The organism is Amycolatopsis sp. NBC_00355 (assembly GCF_036104975.1).
Lineage (GTDB): Bacteria > Actinomycetota > Actinomycetes > Mycobacteriales > Pseudonocardiaceae > Amycolatopsis.
In genome coordinates this window covers 9,471,974-9,487,088 of the sequence record NZ_CP107982.1, presented here as the reverse complement: position 1 = coordinate 9,487,088, position 15,115 = coordinate 9,471,974, and the positions used below count along the sequence as shown (strand labels likewise).

12 protein-coding genes are annotated in these 15,115 nt (G+C 72.9%); 5 read left to right on the top strand and 7 right to left on the bottom strand.

All coding sequences use genetic code 11. From position 1 onward, the window contains the following. Nucleotides 1-3: 3 nt before the first annotated feature. Nucleotides 4-1,050 carry an acyl-CoA dehydrogenase family protein gene (locus OHS18_RS44135; RefSeq protein WP_328614807.1) on the bottom strand — a complete coding sequence of 349 codons (1,047 nt, stop codon included), beginning with the start codon at nt 1,048-1,050 and terminating at the stop codon, nt 4-6. A gap of 86 nt (nt 1,051-1,136) precedes the next feature. Between OHS18_RS44135 and OHS18_RS44130 the strand changes: the two genes are divergently transcribed. Together OHS18_RS44130 and OHS18_RS44125 are read left to right on the top strand one after the other, a co-directional pair. Further along, nucleotides 1,137-2,021, top strand: coding sequence for an alpha/beta fold hydrolase (locus tag OHS18_RS44130; RefSeq protein WP_328614806.1), 885 nt, complete (start codon nt 1,137-1,139; stop codon nt 2,019-2,021). Nucleotides 2,022-2,030: 9 nt separating this feature from the next. Beyond that, complete coding sequence (locus OHS18_RS44125; protein ID WP_328614805.1) at nt 2,031-2,537, top strand: nitroreductase family deazaflavin-dependent oxidoreductase; 507 nt, start codon at nt 2,031-2,033, stop codon at nt 2,535-2,537. Here OHS18_RS44125 and OHS18_RS44120 read toward each other — a convergent pair. Beyond that, nucleotides 2,512-3,906 carry a WS/DGAT/MGAT family O-acyltransferase gene (locus OHS18_RS44120; RefSeq protein ID WP_328614804.1) on the bottom strand — a complete coding sequence of 465 codons (1,395 nt, stop codon included), beginning with the start codon at nt 3,904-3,906 and terminating at the stop codon, nt 2,512-2,514. The two genes, OHS18_RS44125 and OHS18_RS44120, sit on opposite strands and share 26 nt — an antisense overlap. 65 nt (nt 3,907-3,971) lie before the next feature. Here OHS18_RS44120 and OHS18_RS44115 point away from each other — a divergent pair, with 65 nt between their 5' ends. Beyond that, nucleotides 3,972-5,207 (top strand): alpha/beta hydrolase, encoded by a 1,236-nt coding sequence (locus tag OHS18_RS44115; protein ID WP_328442538.1) that lies wholly within the window; start codon nt 3,972-3,974, stop codon nt 5,205-5,207. Nucleotides 5,208-5,543: 336 nt separating this feature from the next. Here the strand turns inward: OHS18_RS44115 and OHS18_RS44110 are convergent, their stop codons facing one another. From OHS18_RS44110 to OHS18_RS44100, 3 genes are all read right to left on the bottom strand, one after another. After that, nucleotides 5,544-6,704, bottom strand: coding sequence for an SWIM zinc finger family protein (locus tag OHS18_RS44110; protein WP_328614803.1), 1,161 nt, complete (start codon nt 6,702-6,704; stop codon nt 5,544-5,546). Beyond that, nucleotides 6,704-9,514: a DEAD/DEAH box helicase gene (locus OHS18_RS44105; protein WP_328614802.1), complete on the bottom strand. Its 2,811-nt coding sequence runs from the start codon at nt 9,512-9,514 to the stop codon at nt 6,704-6,706. The genes OHS18_RS44110 and OHS18_RS44105 overlap by 1 nt, the downstream gene beginning before the upstream one ends. Before the next feature lie 180 nt (nt 9,515-9,694). Further along, nucleotides 9,695-11,749 carry an acyl-CoA dehydrogenase family protein gene (locus tag OHS18_RS44100; protein WP_328614801.1) on the bottom strand — a complete coding sequence of 685 codons (2,055 nt, stop codon included), beginning with the start codon at nt 11,747-11,749 and terminating at the stop codon, nt 9,695-9,697. Between the two features lie 140 nt (nt 11,750-11,889). On the opposite strand from OHS18_RS44100, the gene kstR reads away from it, so the two are divergent. Together kstR and OHS18_RS44090 are read left to right on the top strand one after the other, a co-directional pair. Beyond that, nucleotides 11,890-12,528 carry a cholesterol catabolism transcriptional regulator KstR gene (gene kstR / locus OHS18_RS44095; protein ID WP_328442546.1) on the top strand — a complete coding sequence of 213 codons (639 nt, stop codon included), beginning with the start codon at nt 11,890-11,892 and terminating at the stop codon, nt 12,526-12,528. Then, on the top strand, nt 12,525-13,157 hold the full coding sequence (locus OHS18_RS44090) for a maleylpyruvate isomerase family mycothiol-dependent enzyme (protein ID WP_328614800.1): 633 nt from the start codon (nt 12,525-12,527) through the stop codon (nt 13,155-13,157). The genes kstR and OHS18_RS44090 overlap by 4 nt, the downstream gene beginning before the upstream one ends. 3 nt (nt 13,158-13,160) lie before the next feature. Here the strand turns inward: OHS18_RS44090 and OHS18_RS44085 are convergent, their stop codons facing one another. Both OHS18_RS44085 and OHS18_RS44080 read right to left on the bottom strand, forming a co-directional pair. Beyond that, nucleotides 13,161-14,153: a TIGR03557 family F420-dependent LLM class oxidoreductase gene (locus tag OHS18_RS44085; RefSeq protein WP_328442550.1), complete on the bottom strand. Its 993-nt coding sequence runs from the start codon at nt 14,151-14,153 to the stop codon at nt 13,161-13,163. 46 nt (nt 14,154-14,199) lie between these two features. Further along, nucleotides 14,200-15,030 (bottom strand): LLM class F420-dependent oxidoreductase, encoded by an 831-nt coding sequence (locus tag OHS18_RS44080; protein ID WP_328614799.1) that lies wholly within the window; start codon nt 15,028-15,030, stop codon nt 14,200-14,202. Nucleotides 15,031-15,115 lie beyond the last annotated feature (85 nt).

Below are 15,115 nucleotides of genomic sequence, written 5' to 3'. Positions count from 1 at the left end.
CGCTCACCCCGCCACTCGTTCGCCGAGCCTGCCGAGCCGGTGCGCGGTGCCGCCGAGCGCCCGGCCGAGATCCTTCACCTGCGACGAATACCGGTGCAGTGGATAGCTTTCGTCGACGCCGACGCCGCCGTGCAGGTGGTGGCAGGTCGCCAGCGCGACCGGCGCCTGCTCGGCGAGCCAGTAGGCGGCGACGTCCAGTTCGGCGCCGGAGTCGAGGCCCGAAGCCAGCCGCCACACCGCCGACGTCACGGCCAGGTGCACGGTCCGCGCGGCGACGTAGACGTCCGCGATCTGGCCGGCCACGGCCTGGAACGTCGCGAGTGGACGGCCGAACTGGGCCCGCTCGCCGACGTGCTTCACGGTCAGCGCGAGCGCGCCGGCCAGCAGGCCGTCCCCCACGCACAGCGCGCCGGCCAGCGCGAACCGGTGCAGGGTCGCGATCGCGCCCCGGTCGGCGAGCAGCTCGGACTCCTCGACGACGACGTCGTCCAGGCGCACGGTGTATTCCGGCGTCCCGGCGGAGGTGCGGGTCCGCACCAGCGTGACGCCGTCGGCGTGCGGGTCGACCAGGTAGACGGCGGTGCCGTTCGGAGTCGTCACGGGCGTGAGGATCCGGGCGGCCTCGCCGGCGTACGGGACGGCGGTCTTCACGCCGCTGAGCAGCCAGTGGCCGTCACCCGCCCGGGTGGTCGTCGCGGGCTGCGTCACGAGGGGCGCGGACGGTTCGTGCAGCGCCGCGGTGAGCAGCGCCTCCCCCGTCGCGACCTGCGGCAACAGCTGCGCGCGCTGCCCGGGCGTGCCGAGCGTCTCCACTGGCAGCACCCCCAGGGCGAGTGCGGCGTAGGCGGGCACGGGCGCGGCGACGCGGCCGGCCTCGGTGAGCACCTGGGCCACTTCGGCGACGCCCAAACCGTCGCCCTCCAGTTCGGGGGGCAGTGCGAGGGCCAGCAGGCCCGCGTCGGCGAGCGCGCGCCATGGGTCGTCGGTGCTCAGCACCTTCGCGGTGAGGGCGCCGATCTCCGTCTGCGTATCGTCAAGGGTGAAATCCACGCCTGTCCTCCGGATCGGCGCAATACTGAAACCTGTTCTAGTCTTAGCCGTAAACGAGCAGGACGGCAACCCCTTGGAGGAGCGGAATGCCGGTGATCGAACCGGGCGGCGCGGGCTGGCGCGCGACCCGGCGGCTGGTCACCGTGCCACCGACCGCCGGGGTGCCCGACCCGGTCCCGCTCGACCTGCCCGGCCGCGGCAAGACCGTCGTAACCGACGTCGGCCCGCGGCACGCTCCCGCGCTGATCCTGCTGCACTCGGTGGCCTGCACCGGCTTGCTGACCTGGTACCCGGCCCTCGAGCGGCTGGCGCGGCACTACCGGGTCGTCGTGTTCGACCAGCGGTGGCACGGGCAGGGCATCCGCTCGCCGGAGTTCCGGCTCACCGACTGCGCCGGCGACGTCACCGCCGTCGCCGACGCGCTGGGCATCGGGCAGTTCGCCGTCGGCGGCTACTCGATGGGCGGGATGGTCGGTCAGCTCGTCGCCCACGCGGAACCAGAACGTGTTACCGGATTGGTGCTGTGCTCGACGGCGAGCAACTTCCGCCGCGGCCTGCGCCAGCGTGTCGCCCTCGACGTCTTCGGCCGGACGCTGACGCAGCTGCGCGAGCGCATCCGGCTCGGCACGATCCCCGGCGAGCCGCGCCGCGAGCGGCTCGCCCGGCTCGAAGACCACCGGTGGGCCCTGCGGGAGTTCCGCTCGACCACGCCGTGGGAGATCGCGGTCGCCCTCGACGAGATCGGCCGGTTCGACTCGACGCCGTGGCTGCACACGCTGCGGCTGCCGACCGCGGTCGTCGTGACCACCCGGGACCGGTTCATCGCCCCGGACCACCAGCGGTCGCTCGCGCGCCGGATCCCGGACGCGGCGACCTACGAGATCCCGGCCGGGCACGCCGCCTGCGTGCTGGCCGCCGCCCGGTTCGTGCCCGCGCTGCTCGCGGCGGTCACGTCAGTGCACGCGCGATAGGAGTTCACGATGGGACGTTTCAGCCTGCCCGACCAGAAGCCCGGCGGCCTGGACTCACCGGTCACCGCGGCGGCGATGAAGTACGGGGCGAAGGCCCAGGTCGCGGTCTTCCGGCTGACCGGCGGGCGCGTCGGCGCCAAGTGGCGGGTCGGCGCCGGCTTCCGCAAACCGGTGCCGACGCTGCTGCTGGAGCACCGCGGGCGCAAGTCGGGCCGGCTGTTCACCACGCCGTTGCTGTACCTGCGTTCCGGTGAGGACATCGTGCTCGTCGGATCCCAGGGCGGGCTGCCGCGGCACCCGCAGTGGTACTTCAACCTGGTCGCGCACCCCGAAACCCGCGTCCACCTCAAGGGCCGCCGCGGTGTCCCCGTCACGGCGCGCGTGGCCGGGCCGCAGGAGCGCGCCGGACTCTGGCCGCGGCTGGTCGAGCTGTACGCGGACTTCGCCAAGTACCAGGCGTGGACCGAGCGGGAGATCCCGGTGGTGGTGCTCAGCCCTCGCCAGGCGCGGCCTTGAGCAGCCCGGCCATTGCGTCCGGGAGCGCGTCGGCGAGCGGCCACAGGTCCTTGACCAGCTCGCGCGCGCCGATCAGGCCGACGTGCACCTTGCCCGCGTTGGACAGCACGGTGACGTTCAGCCCGGCGCCGTGGAAGACCGGCCCGAGCGGGTAGAGGCCGGTGATCCGCGCGCCGAGCAGGTAGAGCGGCATCGGCGGACCGGGCACGTTGGAGACGACCAGGTTGTGCACCACCGGGTGCTTTTCGGCCAGCCGCAGCGCCGAGTAGGCGCGCACCGCCATGCCGAACGCCGTCGCCGCGGAGAACTGCGCCCAGTCCTGCAGCATGTCGGCGTCGATGTCGTAGTGGTGGTCCTTGGACAGCCGGTTCGCCTCCGCGAGGAAGAACACCCGCGCGGCCGGGTCGGCCAGATGCGTCGGCAGGGAGGCGAAGAACGCGGAGACCTTGTTGCTGCCGTGCTCGCGTTCGGTCCGGTCGTGCACCGAGACCGGGACGGTCGCGACCAGCGGGTCGTCCGGCAGCTCACCGCGCGCGCCGAGGAAATCCCGCAGCGCGCCGGCGACGAGCGCGAGCACGACGTCGTTGACCGTGACCCCGAAAGCGTTCTTCACGTGCTTGACGTCGTCGAGTTCGAGCTGGGCGAAGGCGACGCTGCGGTGGCCGGTGATCGTGCCGTTGAGCGAGGTCCGCGGCGCGGTGAACGGGATCGGCATCCCCTTGCCGCGCAACGCTTTACCGAGCCAGCGCGGGACGAGCTCCAGCAGATCCGGCAGCAACCGCGCGACTTCCAGCGGGCCCTTCACGACGTTGAAGACGCTGGAGCGCAGGAGGTCGAACCCGGCCGGGACGCTCGCGTTGGCCCGCTCGGTGACCTCCGGCGCCGGCGCGTCGGGCTCCACCCCGGCCAGGTAGGTGATCAGGCTGGCGCCGCTCACGCCGTCGACGCTCGCGTGGTGCATCTTCAGCAGCACCGCGATCTCGCCGTCGGCCAGGCCTTCGATGACGTAGAGCTGCCACAGCGGGTACGCCCGGTCGAGCTGCTGGCCCGCGATGTGCGCGCAGAGCTCGGCCAGCTCGACGCGGTCGCCGGGGGCGGGCACGCCGATGCGGTGGACGTGGTGGTCGAGGTCGAAGTCCTCGTCCTCGACCCAGACGGGGTGACTGAGGTTCCAGAGTGGATTGTGCAGTTTGCGGCGGAATGCCGGGATCACCCGGACGCGTTCTTCCAGGCGCTGTTTGAGCTTCGCGAAGGTGTAGCCGCCGGGGACGGTCGAGCCGTCGAGGGTCATCAGGCCGCAGACGTGCAGGACCTGCGACGACGTCTCCAGGTAGAGGAAGCTCGCGTCGAGGCCGCTCAGTCTCTGCATGAGGCCCAGCGTAAGCCACTTCCCGTGAGCGGCGCGTCACCCTACTCGTCGGTACCATGGCTGAGGTGCAGCCGAACTTCCTGATCCGCCGCGCGGTCCAGCTCGGCCTCGCCGCGAACGCGCTCCGCCCGCTGCGAGCGCGTTCGACGTCGATCCCGGCGTTCTTCGCCGGGTGGCTGACGAGCGAGCTCGCGCCCCAGTTCCTGGCGTTGACGGCCGCGGACACGGCGCTCCACCTGGCGCGTCACGGCGCGCGCGACCGGTCGACTCAAGCCGGCCTGGCGCTGGCCGCGGCCACGGCGGTGGGGCTGGGCGCGTCGATCCGCACGGGCCACGGCGCGCGCGACGAGATCGAGCGGGCGCTTCGGGAAGCCCTCGGCGACGACTACGCCGAAGAGCTGGGCCGCTCCGACCTGGGCCTGCCGTGGGGCGAGCTGGCGCTGCCGTTCCGGATGGGCGCGCCGGACGTCAAGGTGGACCGCAACATCGCCTACGCCCCGGGCGGCAAGCGATTCCTGCTCGACGTCTACCGCCCGGTGGAACCGGTGACCGGTGCGCCGGTGCTGCTGCAGGTTCACGGCGGCGCGTGGGTGATCGGCAACAAGGAGGAGCAGGGCCGCCCGCTGATGCGCTACCTGGCGCGCCGCGGCTGGGTGTGCGTCGCGATCAACTACCCGCTTTCGCCGACCCACCGCTGGCCGGCGCACATCGTCGCGGCGAAGCGGTCGCTCGCGTGGATCCGCGCGCAGATCGCCTCGTACGGCGGCGACCCGGATTTCGTGGCGGTGACGGGCGGTTCGGCGGGCGGGCACCTGGCGGCACTGCTGGCGCTGACGCAGAACGACGCGGCCCTGCAGCCGGGCTTCGAGGACGTCGACACGAGCGTCCAGGCGTGCGCGCCGCACTACGGCGTCTACGACATCGCGGCCACTTCCGGTTCCCCGGCGAGCAAGTACCGCCTGGAGAGCCTGCTGGCGCGGCGGGTGTTCGCGGCCGACCGGGACCCGGTGAGCCACTTGGACGACTACATCGCGGCGTCCCCGTTCGACCGGGTCTCGTCGGAGGCACCGCCGTTTTTCGTGATCCACGGCCGCGACGATTCCCTGGTGCCGGTCCGGGAGGCACGCGAGTTCGTCCGGCGGCTGCGGGAGAAGTCTCCGAACCCGGTGGCGTACGCGGAGCTCGCGGGGGCGCAGCACGCGTTCGACGTGTTCACCTCGGTCCGCAGCGCGCACGTGGTTCGTGGGGTGGCTCGGTTCCTGGACCACACGTATCTGCAGTGGAAGGCCGCGGCCCGGTAGCCGCGCGAGGGTTCGCCTTTCCGCGCGGCTCGGCGCCGGTTGTGAAGGTCGGTGGCGACGGCGCAGGGAGCGGGCGACAGACCGGTGCGGGTCCGGTGCGGGTCCGGCGCTGCGCCGAGCCGCTGACCGCAGGACGGCGGCGGACTGGGGTTCGGTGACAGTGACGATCGCCAGCGGGCTAGCCGGAGCGCGGAGGTCGCAGCCGGTGGCCACGAGGCTCGCCGGCGGCGGGCCGCCGCGGCCGGTGGCCACGAGGCTCGCCGGCGGCGGGCCGTCGAGGCGCCGCTCGTGGCCTGGCCGGTCGATGAGCCATCCCACTCGCCGTACCACCCTCTGTCAGTACGCCAAGTCCACCGGGCTTGCCGAGGGTGGGCCGTCGAGGCGCCACTCGGTTCCTGATCTCACGAAGCGGTACCAGCGGGCGTCACGGCCGTAGCGAAGTTGCAGATCTCCCTGGGTGAGGCGGTTGCGCCAGATTCTCGGTCGGCCGGGGAGTCCTGCGTCCGCCAAGACCGCCTGGGCTTCGGCTAGGGGGCCGGGGCCTGGCTGCCATGTCTCGCGCAGTGCTGTCAGGCCGCCGCGGCCGGCTTCTCGCCAGGCCTCTGCCCAGCGGGCCAGGTCGCTCGGTGGGACCTCCGCCGCCTCGGCCAGGGCGGCCACTTCCGGGGCGGTGCGGCTGGCCGCGCGGCGGGTGAGGTCCTCTTCGAACGTCAGCTCCGCGGCCGTCGCGCCGCCGAGCAGGAGGTCCCGGGCCAGGGATGCCGCGTCCGCGGCCAGCGCGGCGAGGCCCGCCGCCGTCCAGCCCGTGCTGGCCGGCGGGTCCAGGTCCAGCACCGCCGGCCGGCCCGCGGTGCGCGGCGGGGGTGGCAGCGCCGGGATCGCGCCCGGGCGCCGGGCGTAGGCGGCTTTCGGTGAGAGGCCGTGGTCCTCGGGCTTGGGCAGCTTCGGCCGTTCGCCGCGCGCCGGCGCGCGGCGGGCCCGCAGCTCGGCCAGGACGTCCGCCCGCGGCCGGCCGCGCAGCAGGAACAGCACGAACGGGTCGCGGTCCACCTCGTCGGCGACCAGGTAGTACACCGCGGCGACGTGCTTGCACGGGTTCGCCGAGTCCGGGCACGAGCACCGCGGCCGCAGGTCACCCGGGCCCGGCAGCAGATCGGCGCCCGCCTCCCGGGCCTGTTCGGCGAGCGCACCCGGCAGTTCGCCGTCGAGCAGCGCCGCCGCGTGCCCGAGCCGCGTGCCGACCACGCCCAGCAGGGTGTCCCACTCGCCGTCGGTGAAGGTGCGCATCGTGATCGTCACCCGGTAGGGCTGCGGCCGGCTGCCGCGCACCCGGGCGCTCACCGCCCCGGCGCCGACACTCAGCTCGCTGACCGTGTCCTTCCGCGCGTACGTCCGCCCGCGCGGCAGCCGGTTGGGGTCGAGCTTCGCGCGCTGCTCCAGCGCGTCGACCCAGGCCCGGCCCCACCACGTGGTGCCGAAGGTGCGCCGCGGCGGCATCACCCGCTCCCGAGCCGCACCAGGTCGGCGAGTTCGTCGTCGGACAGTTCGGTGATCCAGTCTTCCCCGGCGCCGACGATCGACTCGGCGAGGCCGCGCTTCTTCTCGAGCACGACGGCGATCCGCTCCTCCAGGGTGCCTTCGGCGATCAGCCGGTGCACCTGCACCGGCCGGTCCTGGCCGATCCGGTAGGCGCGGTCGGTGGCCTGGTCCTCGACCGCCGGGTTCCACCAGCGGTCGTAGTGGATCACGTGGGTGGCCTTGGTCAGGTTGAGCCCGACCCCGCCGGCCTTGAGCGAAAGCAGGAACACGGGGATCTCCCCGGCCTGGAACCGGTCGACCATGTCCTGCCGCTGTCCCGGCGAGCTCTCGCCGGAGAGCAGCTCGGTGGGCAGGCCGCGTTCTTCCAGCCGGCGCCGGAGCAGCTTGCACAGCTGGACGTACTGGCTGAACACGAGCACGCTCTCGCCCTCGTCGAGGATGACGTCGAGCAGTTCCTCGAACGCGGCGAGCTTGCCCGAGCGGCCGGTGAGCGCGCCGTGCGGTTCCTTGAGGAACTGCGCCGGGTGGTTGCAGATCTGCTTGAGCTCGGTGAGCAGCTGCAGCACCTGCCCGCGCCGCTGGATGCCCTGCGTCGCCTTGATCTCGGCCAGGTTCTCCCGCACCACGGCCTCGTACAGCGTGGTCTGCTCGGCGGTCAGCGGGACGAACCGGTCGGTCTCGGTCTTGGGCGGCAGCTCCGGGGCGATGTCCGGATCGCTCTTGCGACGCCGCAACAGGAACGGCCGCACGGTCGTGGCGAGCCGCTCGGTCACCGCCTTGTCCCGGTCGCGTTCGATCGGCCGTGCCACGGTGCGGCGGAACCGGTCGAGCGGGCCGAGCAGCCCCGGCGTCGTCCAGTCCACAATGGACCACAGTTCGGTGAGCCGGTTCTCCACCGGCGTGCCGGTGAGCGCCACCCTGGCCCGCGCGGGGACCTTGCGCAGCTCCTTGGCCGTGGCCGACAGCGGGTTCTTCACGTGCTGCGCCTCGTCCGCGGCGACCAGCCCCCAGTCCACTTCGGACAGTGTTTCCCGGTCGCGGCGCAGCACGCCGTAGGTGGCCAGGACGACTTCGTCGGGCGCGAGGTCGTCGAGGTGCCGGCTGCCGCCGTGGAACCGCCGGACGGGAATGTGGGGCGCGAAACGGGCGAACTCACGCTCCCAGTTGCCGAGCAGGGACGTCGGGCAGAGCACGAGAGTCGGCCCGCCGGGCTTCGGCTCATCGCCCGGCGGGACATCAGCGGCGGTCTCCGGGGGCACATCGCCGATCGGCGTCGAGCCGGTGAGCGCGCGGCGGTGCAGGTGCAGCGCGATCAGCTGGATCGTCTTGCCCAGGCCCATGTCGTCGGCCAGGCACGCGCCCAAGCCCAGGCCGGTCATCGTCGCCAGCCAGGCCAGCCCCGCCTGCTGGTACGGCCGCAGCGTCGCCTGCAGGCCTGGCGGCGGGGCCGCCAGCTCGCCCGGGCGATCGCGGAGACGTTCGGCGAGGCCGCCCAGGACCGAAGGGGCCGCGAACTCGACGTGTTCGCCGTCCAGGACCAGCTCTCCGGTGAGGGCCGCCGCCAGCGCCTCGCCCGCGTCGAGCTTGCGGCTGCGGCCACGGACCTTGGCCAGCAGCTGCGGGTCGACGCGGACCCATTGACCCCGCAGCCGGACCAGCGGCCGTTTCGCCTCGGCCAGCGCCGTGACCTCGGCCTCGGTCAGCTGCTCGGCGCCCAGGCTGAGCTGCCAGCGGAACTCCAGCATCGTCCGCAGCGCGAAGTCCGGCCCCGTGACGCTCGCCGGCGCCTGCGTCGCGCTCGCCTTCGCCTTGACCTCGCCGGCGAACATGCCCTTCGACCAGAGCACCTCGATCCCGGCGCCGCCCAGGTCCCGGCTGCCGTCGGTGAGCAGGTCGACGACCTCGTCGTCCGACAGCGGCAGCTCCGCCGGAGCGGACTCGGCCAGCACCCGGCCCAACGGCGGCCACGCCCGCGCGCCCCGGCGCAGGCCGAGCAGCAGCTGGGTCTCCACCTGGTCGCCGAGCCGGCTCAGCACCGCGTCCGGCGCGTCCCACAGGGTCGCCGCCTCGACCACCAGGCTCGCCTCGGCCGTGCTGCGCACCGCGAGCACGCCGGCGAACGCGTCGTCACCGCGCGCCTCCACCCGCAGGATCAGCTGGGCACCCCGCGGCTCGCGCTCCTCCAGCTCGGCCAGCCAGGCCGCGCCGTCCGGGCCGAGCAGCGCCTGTTCCCGCGCCGCGAAGGCCGGGTCGCCCGCCCCGACCGCCGCCGCCGGGCTGCGCACCAGCAGGTCGGCCGTCGCGTCCCAGAGGGCGCGCACCAGCGAGTCCGGCGAGTGCAGCCGGATGCGTTTCAGCCCGGTCAACGGCAGCGCGTACGCCTCCGGCGGCAACGCGCCGGCGAGCCCGCGCAGCAGTTCTTCGTCCGCGGCGTCCAGCGGGCCGATCCGCCACGCGCCGACCCCGCCCTCCGTGACGGCCGGCCGCAGCCGCCCCCGCGCGACGAGGTTCACCCCGGCGTTGACGGCCGCCGACCACGCCGCGACAGCCGGGCTCGCCTCGTCCCCCACCGTCAGCAGCCGCGGCAGCGCGCGTTCGAGCGGGACGAGCTCGGCGTCGACCTTCGTCCGCGCGAACTTCCCGCCGCGGGGCAGCACGAGCTCGATCGTGGTCCCGCCGGCCACATCGCCGCCCCACAGCGCCAGCACGCCTTCCCTCGGCGGATCCGAGGGAAGGTAAGTCGCCTGGGTCTGTGCGCTGAACTCCACACCCGCAACGCTAGATCACCGGACCGACAGTTTCGGGTCCGGCGGCACGAACGGGCCGTTCGCACCGTCTCGTTGTGCAACCCACACGGCGAAATGCCGTACCCGGACGGTCGGTTCGCGTACCTGGAGAGTCGGTTCGCGTACCTGGAGAGTCGGCTCGCGTGATGGGGGTGGGCTCGGTCAGCGGGGTAGGCCCAGCAGGCGTTCTGCCGTCAGGGACCGGAGGACTTGGGTGGTGCCGCCCGCTATCGAGAGGCAGCGGGTCATCAGGAACTCGTGGTGCGCCGCCGCGGCGGGGCCGTCGGCGGCCAGGGCGGCGAGGCCGGCCAGGGTCAGGGCGAACTCCGCGACGTCCTGGCGGTGCTGGACCCCGAGCAGCTTCCGGACGCTCGACTCCGCGCCCGGATCTTGGCCGCCGAGCCGGCGAAGGGCCGCGCGCAGGTCGAGGACAGAACCCGCGACCCCCTGGGCCACCAGCTCGCCGAGCCGGTCGCGGGTGACGTCGTCCAGGGCCGAGGCGTCCACTGTGGACACCAGGTGCTGCACGCTCTCGCCGACCGCCGAGCCGCCGCCGATGGCCACGCGCTCGTTCGCCAGCGTCGTGCGCGCCAGCCGCCAGCCGCCGCCGGGTTCGCCGACGACGTCGGCGTCGGGCACGAAGACGTCGTCGAGGAAGACCTCGTTGAACACGGCCTCGCCGGTGATCTCGCGCAACGGCTGCGTGGTGATGCCCTCGGCGCGCATGTCGACCAGGAAGTACGTGATGCCCTTGTGCTTGGGCACGGCCGGGTCGGTGCGGGCCAGGCAGATCCCCCAGTCGGCTTCGCGGGCGAGTGACGTCCACACCTTCTGCCCGGTCAGCCGCCAGCCGCCGTCGACGCGGCGGGCGGCCGTCCGCAGCGACGCCAGGTCGGAGCCGGCGCCGGGCTCGCTGAACAGCTGGCACCACGTCAGCTCGCCGCGCAACGTCGGCCGGGCGAACCGCTCGCGCTGCTCGTCGCTGCCGTGTTCGAGGATGGTGGGCACCGCCCACGCGCCGATGACCAGGTCCGGACGGCGAACGCCGGCGGCGGCCAGGAAAGCGTCGATTCGCAGCTGAAGAGCGGCGTCGGCGCCGCGGCCGAAGGGCACCGGCCAGTGCGGTGTCAGCAGCCCCGCGTCGGCGAGCGCGACCCGCTGGCCGGCCTCGGGCAGCGACGCGATCCGCGTGACCTCTTCACGCAGCGGAAGGTCGTCCCCGACGTCGACGCCGAGGGTGCGTTCGGTCCCGTCGAGGGTGAGGGCGGCCGCCCGGCGCCGCCACGGCCCGCTGCCGCCGAGCCACTGCCGCAGGGCGACGGCCCGGCGCAGGTAGAGGTGGGCGTCGTGCTCCCAGGTGAAGCCGATCCCGCCGAGCACCTGGACGCAGTCCTTGGCGTTGGCGACGGCGGCGTCGAGGGCGACGACGGCCGCGCTGGCCACCGAAAGCGGGTGCTGCCCGTTCGCCGCGTCCCAGGCCAGCGCTTCGGCCGCTTCGGCGCGGCAGAGCATCTCGGCGCACAGGTGCTTGATCGCCTGGAATCCCCCGATCGGCTGACCGAACTGCTCGCGGACCTTGGCGTACTCGACGGCGATGGTGAGCGTCCGCCGCGCCACCCCGGCGGCTTCGGCGGCGGCCAGGGTCGCGGCCAGGTCGGCGACCGGCGGCAGCGTGAGGAGCTCACCGGAGACGCCGGCGACCCGGACCCGCGCCAGCGGCCGGGAGAAGTCGAACGGCGCCACCGGCTCGATCGTGACGCCGGGGGTGCCCGGGGCGAGCAGGAGGTGACCGTCACCCGAGGGCACCAGCAGCCAGGAGTCCGGGTGCGCGCCGGGCACGAGGACGCCGTCGGCGGGCTCGTCCAGCAGCACCGCGATCGTGGCCGTGCCTTCGGCGAGCGCCGGGAGCAGTTCCTTGGCCTCAGCCACCGAAGCCAGCAAGAGCCCACCCAGGGCGGTGCTCAGGACGGGGCCCGGCACCAGTTCCTCGGCCGCCGCGGCGAGCCCGGCGGCGAGATCGGCGATACCGCCGTCGGCCCCGCCGGCGGCGGCCGGCAGCGCGACGCCGAACAGGCCGAGATCGGCGAACCCGGCGGGAATCCCGGCCGGTGGCCCGGTTTCCGCCGCCCGGACCGCGTCGAGGGGCCGGCGGTCGGCGGACCAGGCGTGGATCGCCGCGGCCAGCGCGGCCTGTTCGTCGGTGAGCGCGACCGGCATCGGGTCTCCTCGCGGTTACGGGACACTACTCGCGAGTGTAGAACGTGTTACAGTTTTTCGGCCAGTGGGTCATTGGTTGAACGTTTCGCCAGGACAGGTACTCTACGTCGTGAACTGGAACAAGTTCCGAAGGACGGGGGATGCCGATGCCCGGCAAAGCCAAGGCACCGACCAAGGCGCGCGGTAACGGGCTGAGCGCGATCGGCGCCGACGAGCTCGGTTCGGCCGCCCAGCGCGACCGCCGTCGCCGGATCATCGACGCGACCCTCGCCCTGGCCTCGAAGGGCGGCTACGACGCCGTCCAGATGCGAGCCGTCGCGGAGAAGGCGGACGTCGCCCTCGGCACGCTCTACCGGTACTTCCCGTCGAAGATCCACCTGCTCGTCTCCGGGCTGGCGCGCGAGTTCGAGCGGGCGCAGGAAAAGCTGGAGCGCCAAGCCATCCCCGGTGAGACGCCGGCCGAGCGGCTGATGTTCGTGCTGGGCCGCAACACCCGGCTGATGCAGCGCGACCCGCACCTCACCGAGGCGATGGTGCGCGCGTTCATGTTCGCCGACACCTCCGCCGCGGCCGAGGTCGAGCAGGTCGGCCTGCTGATGGAGAACATGTTCGCCCAGGCGATGGGCATCACCGACCCGACCGAGGCCGACCGGGACATCTTCCACGTCGTCGCGGACGTCTGGATGGCGAACCTGGTCGCCTGGGTGACCCGCCGCGCGTCGGCCGCCGACGTCGCGAACCGCCTCGAACTGTCGGTCCACCTGCTGCTCGACAAGTGATCCCGACGGCGGAGGTCGCCGACGCGCACCGCCACCTCTTCCGCGCCCTGGACAGCCTGACCGACACCGAGGTCCGCGCGGCCACGGCGTTGCCCGGGTGGACGCGCGGGCACGTCCTGGCTCACGTCACGGACGCCGGGCGCGCGCTGGCGGACCTGGTGGAGCACGCCGTGCGCGGGGTGCTGATCCCGCTGTACGACCCGGCGACGCACGACCGCGACGGCATCATCGAGGCGACCGCGGGCCGGACCGCCGACGAACACCGAAGCGCCCTGCGTGAGCACTCGCGGCGGCTGGAAGCCGCGTGGAGCCGGGTCACCGACTGGGACCAGGCCGTGGACTACCGCGACGGGAAGCTGTCGAGCACGGTGTTCGCACGCTGGCGCGAAGTCTGGATCCATGCCGTCGACGTCGAAGCCGCGACGCCGGCCGACTGGCCGGGCGGCTTCTGCGAGCACGCCGTCGACTTCCTCAAGGAACGCCTGCCGAGCGACGCGATCGTCACCGGGCCACCACGCGCGCTCGCGGCGTGGCTCTCCGGCCGGAGCGACGGGGACGGCCTCACCGGTGACCTGCCGGAGCTGGGCCCGTGGCCGGGCGGGCGTCCCCGGAACAGGGACGCCCGCTGACGGCTAGGCGTTGAGCTTCGGCAGGACTTCCTTGCCGAAGGTGCTCAGGAACTCGTCTTGGTTGCGGCCCACGTTGTGGATGTAGATCCGGTTGAAGCCGGCGTCGACGTACTTCTGCAGTGCCGCGCGGTGGACGTCCGGGTCCGACGACACGACCATGCGGCCCTCGAAGTCCTCGCGCCGCACCAGCTTCGCCATCTGCGCGAAGTCGAACGGCGAGCGGACGTCGGCCTTCGGGAACTTCATACCGCCGTTGGGCCACTGGTCCAGCGCGTTGGCCCAGGCCGTCTCGTCGTCCTCGGCCCACGACAGGTGCACCTGCAGCAGCTTCGGCATCGAGTCCGGGTCCTTGCCGGCCTTCTTCGCGCCCTGGTTGAAGTTGTCCACGATGCCGGCCAGCTTCTCGATGGACGCGCCGGGCGTGATCAGGCCGTCGGCCAGCTCGCCGGTCTTGCGGGAGGTGTACGGCCCCGCGGAGGCGATGTAGACGGGCGGCGGCGGGCCGTCGGGCAGTGTCCACAAGCGCGTGTTGTGCAGCTTGAAGAACTCGCCCGAGTGCTTGACGTCCTTGCCGGTGAACAGCTTCCGGATGATCTCGAGGGCTTCGAACATCCGGCGGACCCGCTCCGGGGCCTCCGGCCAGTAGCCGCCGATGATGTGCTCGTTGAGGGCCTCGCCGGAGCCGATGCCCAGCCAGGTGCGCCCCGGGTAGGTCGCCTCGAGGGTGGCCGCGGCCTGCGCGACCATCGCCGGGTGCAGCCGGAACGAGGGGCACGTCACACCCGGGCCGAGGTCACCGGTCGTGTTCTCGGCCAGCGACGCCAGCACGCTCCACACGAACGAGGCCTCACCCTGCTGCGGCACCCACGGCTGGAAGTGGTCGGCCGCCATCTGGCCGGAGAACCCCTGCTCCTCGGCCGCCTTCGCCAGCCGGATCGACTCCCGCGGCGAGAACTGCTCCAGCGCCGCGGCGAGACCGATTTGCACTTCACTCACGCGTCTTGCTCCTTCATCTTGAGTCCCTCCCGCCATCGAACCACGATCACCGGTGCGCCGCCGCCACCTCGGCGAGCTCGTCGAGCGCCTTGAGCGTCTCGGCCTCCGGCATGGTTTCCAGCATGAACGTGTAGCGCTCGGTGCCCGCGTCGCGGAAGCCGTCGATCACCTTGGCCTTGGTGTCGCCGCCGAAGACGGCGAACTGGACGTCCTCGCGGCCCGCCGCGTTCAGCCGGTCGCGCACCTTCTTGGCCTCGTCGAAGTGCAGGTTCCCGCGCAGCAGCCAGCCGTCGCCGTACTTGATCAGCCGCTGGATCGCGGCCTCGCTCTCGCCGCCGATGTAGATCGGCGGGTGCGGCTTGTGCACCGGCTTGGGCCAGGCGAAGATCGGGTCGAAGTTCACGTACTCGCCGTGGAACTCGGCCTCGTCCTTCGTCCAGATCTCCTTGAGCGCGGCCAGCTGCTCGTCGATCAGCGCGCCGCGGGTCTTCGGGTCGGTGCCGTGGTTGGCCATCTCCTCGCGGTTCCAGCCGACGCCGACGCCGAACAGCGCGCGGCCGTCGGAGATCAGGTCGAGCGAGGCGACCTCCTTCGCAGTGTGGATCACGTCACGCTGGATCAGCAGCGCGATGCCAGTGCCGAGCAGCAGCTCCGACGTCGTGGTGGCGGCCGCGGTGAGCGCCACGAACGGGTCGAGCGTGCGCTTGTACTTCTCCGGCAGCCCGCCCGGGGCCGGGTACGGGCTTTCCCGGCTCACCGGGATGTGCGAGTGCTCGGCCAGGAACAGCGAGTCGAAGCCGCGCTCCTCCAGGGCGGCGCCCAGCACGTCCGGCCGGATGCCCTCGTCGGTCACGAACGTCGAGATCCCGAATTTCATACCAACGACTACCCCTCGCCCCGCCGCCGTATTCCCCGGGTTGACAGTCGTGCACTCACCGTCGCACGATGGGGTTATCTCACCA